7 protein-coding genes are annotated in these 9,428 nt (G+C 32.5%); 4 read left to right on the plus strand and 3 right to left on the minus strand.

The window, feature by feature from the left end:
- The first annotated feature begins 82 nt into the window (after window positions 1-82).
- A complete protein-coding gene (locus Megvenef_RS05240; protein WP_322776928.1) occupies window positions 83-361 on the plus strand; it encodes a hypothetical protein in 279 nt (92 codons plus the stop codon).
- A 96-nt stretch (window positions 362-457) separates the two neighbouring features.
- On the opposite strand, the gene Megvenef_RS05245 is transcribed toward Megvenef_RS05240, so the two are convergent.
- The 3 genes from Megvenef_RS05245 to Megvenef_RS05255 are packed head-to-tail and all read right to left on the minus strand — an operon-like array spanning window position 458 to window position 4,168.
- Window positions 458-982 carry a potassium-transporting ATPase subunit C gene (locus tag Megvenef_RS05245; protein WP_322776929.1) on the minus strand — a complete coding sequence of 175 codons (525 nt, stop codon included), beginning with the start codon at window positions 980-982 and terminating at the stop codon, window positions 458-460.
- The gene (locus tag Megvenef_RS05250; RefSeq protein WP_322776930.1) at window positions 979-2,991 is read right to left on the minus strand and encodes an HAD-IC family P-type ATPase; all 2,013 of its coding nucleotides are present in this window, start codon (window positions 2,989-2,991) and stop codon (window positions 979-981) included. The genes Megvenef_RS05245 and Megvenef_RS05250 overlap by 4 nt, the downstream gene beginning before the upstream one ends.
- On the minus strand, window positions 2,975-4,168 hold the full coding sequence (locus Megvenef_RS05255; RefSeq protein WP_322776931.1) for an aspartate kinase: 1,194 nt from the start codon (window positions 4,166-4,168) through the stop codon (window positions 2,975-2,977). The genes Megvenef_RS05250 and Megvenef_RS05255 overlap by 17 nt, the downstream gene beginning before the upstream one ends.
- Before the next feature lie 122 nt (window positions 4,169-4,290).
- Between Megvenef_RS05255 and ubiG the strand changes: the two genes are divergently transcribed.
- From ubiG to Megvenef_RS05270, 3 genes are all read left to right on the plus strand, one after another.
- Window positions 4,291-5,037, plus strand: coding sequence for a bifunctional 2-polyprenyl-6-hydroxyphenol methylase/3-demethylubiquinol 3-O-methyltransferase UbiG (gene ubiG / locus Megvenef_RS05260; protein WP_322776932.1), 747 nt, complete (start codon window positions 4,291-4,293; stop codon window positions 5,035-5,037).
- Window positions 5,038-5,236: 199 nt separating this feature from the next.
- Window positions 5,237-5,872 carry a carbonic anhydrase gene (locus tag Megvenef_RS05265; RefSeq protein ID WP_322776933.1) on the plus strand — a complete coding sequence of 212 codons (636 nt, stop codon included), beginning with the start codon at window positions 5,237-5,239 and terminating at the stop codon, window positions 5,870-5,872.
- Between the two features lie 206 nt (window positions 5,873-6,078).
- Entirely contained in the window at window positions 6,079-9,021 is a 2,943-nt protein-coding gene (locus tag Megvenef_RS05270; RefSeq protein WP_322776934.1) for a sodium:solute symporter family transporter, read from the plus strand.
- The last annotated feature ends 407 nt before the right edge of the window (window positions 9,022-9,428 follow it).

Below are 9,428 nucleotides of genomic sequence, written 5' to 3' on the forward strand. Positions count from 1 at the left end.
CTCATATAGTAATTACTAATGAGTTTATACACAATAAGACAGGTGAAGAAAACAATTATTTTTTTTAGGAGGTTATTCAATTATGACAACAAAGCAATTTCAAGTTGAAAATGTAGTATTTAGAGCATTTGGTCAAATGGGTGATGATTTAGGTGATTTACTTTATGATGAAGAGGCCATAAGTAGCTGTTTATGTAAAAACACAGATGTCGAGATATATAATGATTTTTTAACCGAAGAATTAGATTCAATTTTAGCAGAATCTTATAGACAATTACTAATTAAAATAAAATTAACTTTAAATAGTTATAGAAATATTTATGAAGAGGACGCATCTAGAGAGCGTGTATATATTTTATGAATTTAAATAATAATACTAAAAACGGTACTCTGCGCAATGACAAGTTTTTATAAAGCATTATTTGTGAATTAGCTTATCTATGTAATTCAAGTTAGATTATTTCAATTTATCTAGTAATGCATTGAGGTGAGTTGTGTTGACAATTTCAAGCTCAAAAAATGGGTCAGATTTTTTTAGGGATAAATTTTGAATTGTCGAAGTGATTTCTTCTAGACTAATATTACGCTCAAAAGCAATTGCTGGTGCCTGTCTTAACGCGTCTCTTGTGGTAATATAAGGGTCTAATAAACTTGAAGAAGGGGTAATGAAAGCTATATCATATTTATCAGACTCATTGTATTTTTCTAATAAGAACCTCTTTAATTCATCGCTGTATAGTGCGACATCGCAACTAGTATTGATTTTTGTAACCGTCCTGCCTTTAAAATATTTAGTAGAGTTTATTTTTTGGCCTAGAAGGAAAGATCCACGAACCTTATTATTACTATCATAAATAAGGCTACCAGAACTATTCTCAGGCCAAAATTTATGTCCTATTATATAGGCAGAAACGCTGTAAAGGGCTATAAGAGCTAGGCTAGTTAAATATAAAATAATACAAAATAGAAATTTTCTAATCATACAAGTCCAAGATTATAGATGAGAATCTCTATTAATTTTATAAAAATAAAAGGAGAAATTATACCACCAACTCCATAGAGAAATATTCCTTTCCACAATGAATACCGGCTTTTCTGCTTATGAAAGTCTCTAAAAATAAATGGCATTAAAGCCGGAATGATTAATGCATTAAACATAACCGAAGCGAGAATCACGCTATCCAGAGACTGAAATTTCATGAAATTAAGGATGTTAAGTGGTGGAAAAGCTGTGGTAAATAAAGCTGGTACTATTACAAAATATTTTACTATATCAGAAGTAAGTGAAAACACGGTTAGCAAACCACGCTTTACAGTCATTTTCTTACAGATGTTTTTTAATTCTAAAAGATTAGATAGGTCATGTTTCTTTGAAATAACATTGCCAGTTATCATTGTATTTTCATACATCTCTTCTTCAAAAGTAAATCCGATATCAGCTTGAGCAAGGGCAAGGGCATCATTAAGTCCATCACCACACATAGCAACTACATAACCTTGTTGTTGGAGAGTTCTAACTAATTCTAGTTTTTTCTCTGGCGTCGCTTCAGAATATAATTCTTCTATTCCAACTTTTTGTGCAACATATTTTGCTGTGATTGAATTGTCTCCAGTAATTAGTATAGTACGTATGTTGTTGGCATGAAATTTCTCTATTTGTTTCATTATACCTTTACGAAAACGATCCCTTAAGTGAATTATTCCTATAATTCTTTTATCAACAGTAAGTAATAATGGTGTGCCATGCGTTGTAGCTATTTGTTTTGTTAACAGTAAAATATTTTCAGGTAGATCTGCAATAGACTTATTAAGATAATGTGCAATAGATCTTACGCTGCCTTTACGAACCTCAATACCATTATAATTACATCCACTTATGGGCTCTGATGATGAAAAAGGAAGGTCTTTGTATTGTGTCTCATCAATAATTATTTCTTTATAGTTGTCATCATTTTCTGCAAATCTTCTGATACTGTCACCTTCATGAGTAATATCGGAAAATGACGATAAATATAAAAACTCTATGAAATTAGTGTTGTCTATTTCGGAAATATTTATAAAGTCTGTCATTTCTCTTTTGCCAACAGTAATGGTTCCTGTTTTGTCAAATAAAACAATATTAACATCTACTACGGTATCTAAGGCAACATTATCACGAATAAAGATACCTTTTGTTTGAAGTTTTGAAGTGCCAAAAGTAATGATTGCATGTTGTAGTCCGGAAATGGTAGTAGGTAGTAAGAGTACAATTAGGTCGAGCATATAGATCAAGGGTATATTAAATCCAGAATATTTTGCGATAACCCAAACAGTAAATATAACGCTTAAGAATAATACGGAGAACCCAAAGATAATTCTTTGCAAAGCTAGCTCTGAGGGTAATGATTGTCTATTAATATCCTTAATCAACTGCGTTGCCCTTGCATAGAAAGAGTGTTGTTTAGAAAAACTAACTTTCATTATTATTTGATCGGTGCTTTCTATAATGCTTCCAGCTGCTAAAACATTATTTTTATCTGAATTTTTCAAATTAAAGCCCAAGATACCGGTTAAATCCGATTCATTAACATAACATGCTCCTTTAACGATAATTCCATCAAATGGTACCATGTCGCCTTTTGCCAAGAGAATAAAGTTACCTGACTTAATTTTTTCTTTGGATACGAATGAAAAGTTACTTATATCATGATCGTTGGTAAGTTTTTTTATTAATACACTCGCTTCGTAGTAGCCTTTGCTGTTTTTGGGATGTTCAATTTTTGATTCAGCATAGCTGTCTGCAAAAGTTGAGAACAAAACGGTCATCCAAAGCCAAAAAGTAGTTTGGAAGTAAATTAGGGAATGGCCTGTTGGATTAATAATTTCATCAATAAAAAGCACTGTAGCGCACGCAGAGATCGCTGAAACAATACCAAATATTGGGTTGTTGATCCAATATTTTAGACCAATTTTTTTTAACGAGTTAGAGAAGGTGCTAGAAACAATATTCATGTAGTAACTTAATTACCTTTTCGTTATCACGATCATTTACTATGAAGGACATTTTGATATCAGAAAGGTCAGTTGATAGTATACTGACATTATTGTTGTTTAAAAGTTCAATAATTTTCCACACAAGTCCATTATCATTCTTTATACCATACCCAACAATAGTTACTGAAGAAATGTTTGCTTCGGTAGAGTATTTTGTAAGTAGTAAATTGTTTTTTAAGTTATTAAGTAGCTTTTCACATTTATTCTTATCAATCAAATTAGCTATAATAATTGAATTATCTTTTTCAAAATTAAAGATTTGTTCAATCGGCACTAGTTCTTTCGTAAATTCTTCAAAAATATGAACAAAATTCTGCGCTTTATGCTCTATTTCGATTTTTAACAAATTTTTATTAGAAGTTATGGCAGTGATTTGTCGGTTTTCCATATTATTTATCTCGCTCTTAGTAGTTGTTCCATCGAGGTTAGTAAAAGAGGATAGAATTCTTAATTTAAAGCCATAACGTTTTGCAGCTAAAGCCGCTCTGGGATGGAGAACCTTTGCTCCAGCGTTACATAAAGCATATAGCTCTTCTATATTAATAATGTCAATTTTCTTTGCGTTATGAACCACTCGAGGGTCAGCTGTATAAATACCATCAACATCAGTATATATATCGCATCTTTCGGCATTTAGTGAAGCGGAAATGATTGCGGCGGTGGTGTCTGATCCTCCTTTGCCAAGGGTTGTTATATCTCCGTCAATAGACACTCCTTGAAACCCTGTAATTACTGGTGTTATTCCTTGGCTAAGCAATTCATTTAGTTTATGGGGATTTATATTTACTATTTGTGCATTACCATGCGCTTTGGTTGTTTCAATAGGGACTTGCCAACCTTGCAGAGATCTGGCTTTGATACCTATTGATTGTAGCTGTAGCGCAAGTAAAGCTGAAGTCACTATCTCTCCGCTTGCAATTGCAGCGTCATATTCTTGTAAGGAAGTTATTCCATCAAGTCTGGATAATTCTGCGCATTGAGTAATTAAAGAATTTGTTGCTCCTGCCATCGCTGAAACGACGGCAACAACTTGGTTACCTGACTCAAGTTCAGCTTTAACAAGTTTTGCAACATTTTTAATTCTTGTGAGATCAGCGACAGAGGTGCCACCAAATTTCTGTACAATGATGCCCATAAATTCAATTTTTTTCTAAATTGCCTGACTATATCACTTTGCGGGTACGTTTTGAAGGGTAAAAATTTACATATATAAGTTTTTAGATTAATATCCCTTTATTAACTGTGAGATTCTAAATAATGACTGAAAAATCCTCTATTGATAAAGAAGAACTGAATAAATTTAATAAAACATATTCAGAATGGTGGGATAATGAAGGGGAGTTTAAAACTTTACACCAAATTAATCCCATTCGTATCGATTATATTACTTCAAAAATAAAGCAATATTTCAACATATCGACTGCTAAAAAACAATTGCTAAATGACTTTAGATTGCTTGATGTTGGATCAGGTGGAGGACTGATATCTGTGCCAATGTACCATCTTGGGGCTACAGTGACCGGACTAGACGCTAATGAACATAATGTTAAAGCTACAGAATTTTATGCAAAAGAGCATAAATTAAACATAAATTATCTTAATACAACAATAGAGCTACATGTTAATTCTGATAACAAATATGATATAATCTTATGTCTTGAAGTACTAGAACACGTTGCTAACCCCAGTGATTTTATAGCAAATTTATCTAAGTTACTGGCACCGGGGGGGCTTCTTATTGTTTCAACTATTAATAGAACGGCGAAATCTTATTTACTGGCAATTGTAGGGGCAGAATATGTGCTTCGTTGGGTTCCAGTCAACACTCATAATTATTCTAAGTTTATAAAACCATCAGAGTTGGTTCAAATGTCTCGAACTACTGATTTGAGAATTGAAGAATTAAAAGGCCTTGTTTTTTCAATTTTACAACAAGAGTGGATACTTTGTGATGATATAGATGTGAATTATTTTGCTGTGTTTAGTAAGGCTAAGGCAATTTAGTTGGATTTTATTTGCTATTTAGCCTTAACTCCTTTATACAACAAACTATAATAAGTTTGTTGGTATTTGATGCTTTGTTACTCATCGTTCACCTTTATATATTAGGTTTCGCTCTATCGTGTCGTGTACCAAATACCCTTGAATTTACTATATATAGAAAGAGCCATAAATATATATTTTCGTTACAAGAGGTTAGTCTATGAATCTACCGGATAACCCAAGATTATTGCTATTTTTAAGAGAATTGTTTGATACCAATGCAGAGTTTTCATCGATCCATGACGATAAATTTTTTGCTAAATTTCATGATAGTCAGACTCCCAATCTAACAATTTTAAAATGCTCTGATTCTCGAGTCCAAATGGAGTCATTCGATAAAACACCTCAGAATGGTGTATTCGCTATAAGAAACATAGGTAACCAACTTTCTACTTGTGAAGGATCTATTGATTTTGGTATAGAAATTCTTAATACGCCTTTTTTACTTATTATTGGTCATTCAGATTGTGGAGCGGTAACGGCTGCATTAAATGGTACAAAAACCGAATCGGAGTTTATAAATAAAGAACTTAGTACCATAAAAATTACTGCAACTTGCCTTGAGGATGCAATAATAGAGAATATAAATTACCAGGTGCAAAAAGCGATAAAAAAATATAAATCAAGGATTAATTCTGGTGTACTTACTGTGATTGGAGCTGTTTATGATTTTAAAAATGATTTTGGTTTTGGTCACGGTAAAGTAGTTCTAACAAGCATAAATGGTATCACAGATGCATCGCTGGTTAAAGCAATGTATATAGAAAGAATAAGTAATTTACATTTCTTGGGATAATTATTGATTAAAGCATATTGAATTCAATTCCCAAATATGTCAAACGACCAATTGTGGGTTGAAATAAAATATTTATCTTATCCATAATTCAGGTTAACTTATAACAAGTTAAATCTAGGGTCTAAATATAATATTGCAACTCTTAAATAAATGTTTTATATATGTGTAATATATATAATGTTTAGTAACTCATGATTGATTAATTTATGAATTTGGGCATAGATGCTTTAATCTTTACAGTATTTTTAATTGTTACGCTTGTAATTGGCATATTTTCTAGCAGAGGCGTAAAAACTATTAAGCAATATGCTATAGGGGATAGAAATTTTTCTACTCTAACTATTTCGGCTACATTAATAGCAACGTGGATTAGTGGAAGTGCATTTTTAACAGACATTTCAGAGGTATATAAAGGGGGGCTGTTTTATATGGTGCCTGGGATGTTAGGAGATATATTTAGCTGCTTGATAATTTGTTATTTCCTTGCTCCTAGAATGGGGGAATTTCTAGGAACATTATCCATAGCTGATGCGATGGGTAATTTATACGGTCAAAAAGTTAGATTTATTACTTCTATCTCTAGTGTGTTCAATTGTATTGGTAAGTTGGCAGCGCAATTTAAAGTTGCCGCAACAATATTGCAATTATTTTTTGGTTTATCTAGCTTTTATGCTACTGTCGCGAGTAGTCTTGTACTTATAATTTATTCAACATTTGGTGGAATAAAAGCTGTCACATTTACTGATGTAATTCAGTTTTTTACCTTTGGCACAGTGATACCAATTATTGCTTTGATTATTTGGGGTAATTTTAATGATCCATCGGTTGTATTTAGTACAATTTCACAACACGAATTATTTGATTACACGCAGCTAATAGACACTAGCAACTATAAGTTTTGGGGCTCAATAGGCTTAGCATTTTACTTTATCATACCATCATTTAACCCTGCTATTTTTCAACGAGTATCAATGGCAAAGGATACTACTCAAGTAGCTAGTTCTTTTTTTATAGCAACTATGGTCAGACTTGCTATTTCCATATTATTTTTTTGGATTGGTATTTTATTAATAACTAATAATCCCAATTTAGAACCAACCCAATTATTATCGTACATAATAGATAACTACACATATATAGTTGGGTTTAAAGGGCTTATTGCAATTGGTATTATAGCTATGGCAATGTCGACAGCTGATTCATATTTAAATGCAGCTACAGTAACGCTGTCCTATGATATAAAAAAATCTTTTGGTTATGATATAACAGAAAAATATAATTTATATTTTTCCTATATTTGCTCAACGATTATAGGCGTTCTAGCTTTCATTTTAGCTTTTTATATGAAAGGTCTGCTTAGTATATTTTTGTTGGTGAGCAATTTCTATTTACCAGTAGTTACGGTTCCATTTCTTTTGGCAATATTGGGATTTCGTAGTACAGCAAAGGCAGTGCTAATTGGTATAATAGCTGGCTTATGCGCTGTGGTTACCTGGAGAATATTGTGGATGGAAAGTACGGGAGTAGATAGCGTAATTCCTGGTATGTTAGCTAATTTAGTGTTTTTAATTGGTAGTCACTATTTATTTAAAGAGCCAGGAGGGTGGGTAGGAATAAAGGATGGAGGAACATTTGAAATAGTAAAAAAAGAGCGCCGTAAACGATGGGAATATTATATAAACAAGATCAAAACTTTTGATTTATTAACTTTTTGTCAAAACAATACCCCTAGTAATGAATCAGCTTATTCTATTTTTGGAATATTTTGTATTATTGCGGTTTTTTCTACTATGTACTCCTTACCTATAGAAATTCGCCAACAATATAGTAAAATTATAGAATTTATATATCATTCGGTATTATTGTCGTCTTCTGCCTTTTTAACTTACCCAATTTGGCCTCCAACTTTTAGAAGCGATAAGTTTATTGCAGTATTCTGGATTATTGGATTGTTTTATATCTTAGCCTTTGTTGGTGGTTTGCAAGTAATTATAAGCAATTTTGGTCAATTTCAGCTAATGATATTTTTGCTTAGTATGGTGGTTCTTGCTATGCTGGTTCGTTGGCATGTAGCTTTATTTTTAATAGTTAGTGGAATAGTATCAAGTGTATACTTTTTTAAGTGGTATACTGGTATTGAAAATTTTGATACTAACTTTGGTACTTTGCAGTTTAAAGTAACTTATTTATTGTTGCTAGTAGGGGGAGTTCTTATAGCCTTTTTTAAGCCCCAACAAGAACACCTAAAAGCTACGGAAGAGAAAGCTGCTCATTGGGAAGGAAAAGCTGAAGAGCTTGATGTAGCAAACAAAGAATCTTGGCGCCTATGTGATAGTATCATCGAGAAAATGACTATTATCGAGCGTGAATTTCAGAATAAAGAGGCTAAGGAGGGTATTTTAAAGGAGAAGGAGCTTTATTTGCAAGAACGAATTCGGCTAATGAAAATTGAGATGCTGAAAAATAAAGACATGAAAAATGAATTTATTCGTAATCTACCTCACGAAACTAATACCCCACTAACTGTAGTTTTAAGCCTATGTGATGTGTTATATTCATATTATGACAATCTAGATGCGAATAAAATTAAGGGTGTTATTAAAGATATAATCAATAGTGGCGATCGCCTAAAAACCTATGTTCATGGTATTACTGATTTATCAAAACTATCTTCGCTTACTTATGAGCTGAATAAAAAGCCAATTAATTTGAGCAAGTTAATTAGAGAACGCACGATACTTTATAAGAAAATATTCTCAGACGAAACTCCAACAGAATTCAATCTTAACATCTCAGAGGCTATAGTAGTGTCTTGTGATAAGTATTATATGGCACAAGCCATTGATAATTTAATTAGCAATGCGGCAATTTACGGCAAGGGCAAGCCTATTACCATAAATTTAAGTAAAATCTCAGATAATAATATCCGCTTTGAAATTACTGATCAAGGAATTGGTATTCCGCAAGATGAGTTAGTTACTATATTTAACACATTCACAGTAAGTTCTAAAACTAAAACGCCAGCTGGTGGTAGGGGTATTGGTTTGACTTTGATTGAAAAAATTATCAAGCTCCATGATGGGAAAATCTGGGCCGAGAGTGACAATTATTCAGGGTCAAGCTTTTATTTCACTCTACCAATAAAATAGTAGCAAGGACACATAACTTAGTAGACTAGTAGACTAGTAGACTGATAACGAAGAACGGTTAACCGATGAATAAGAATATAGTTTTATATAAGGTGCTTACCATACGCAGCGTCGTGCTGAACTTGATTCAGCATGATCACCACCAGTCAGTTTGATCCTAGATCTTTTCTGTTTCATGAGATCTTGGCCTAAGGAATGCGAAGGCCCATAAATTCAGGATGACTTACAAGCCATGGATGAATGGTGGTTGCTCTTGATTGATGACTTTACAATATAACAAATATGTTGCCTAACAAACCACTGATCTCTTATCCATAGTTCAGGTTAGTTAGTCTCTCCGTCAAAACTCTAAATTTTTGATATAATTTCAAGAATTTCAAAAATAAATCACCGCACATTCATTTTTT

The sequence above is a fragment of the Candidatus Megaera venefica genome (genome assembly GCF_034554655.1).
GTDB lineage: Bacteria > Pseudomonadota > Alphaproteobacteria > Rickettsiales > Rickettsiaceae > Megaera_A > Megaera_A venefica.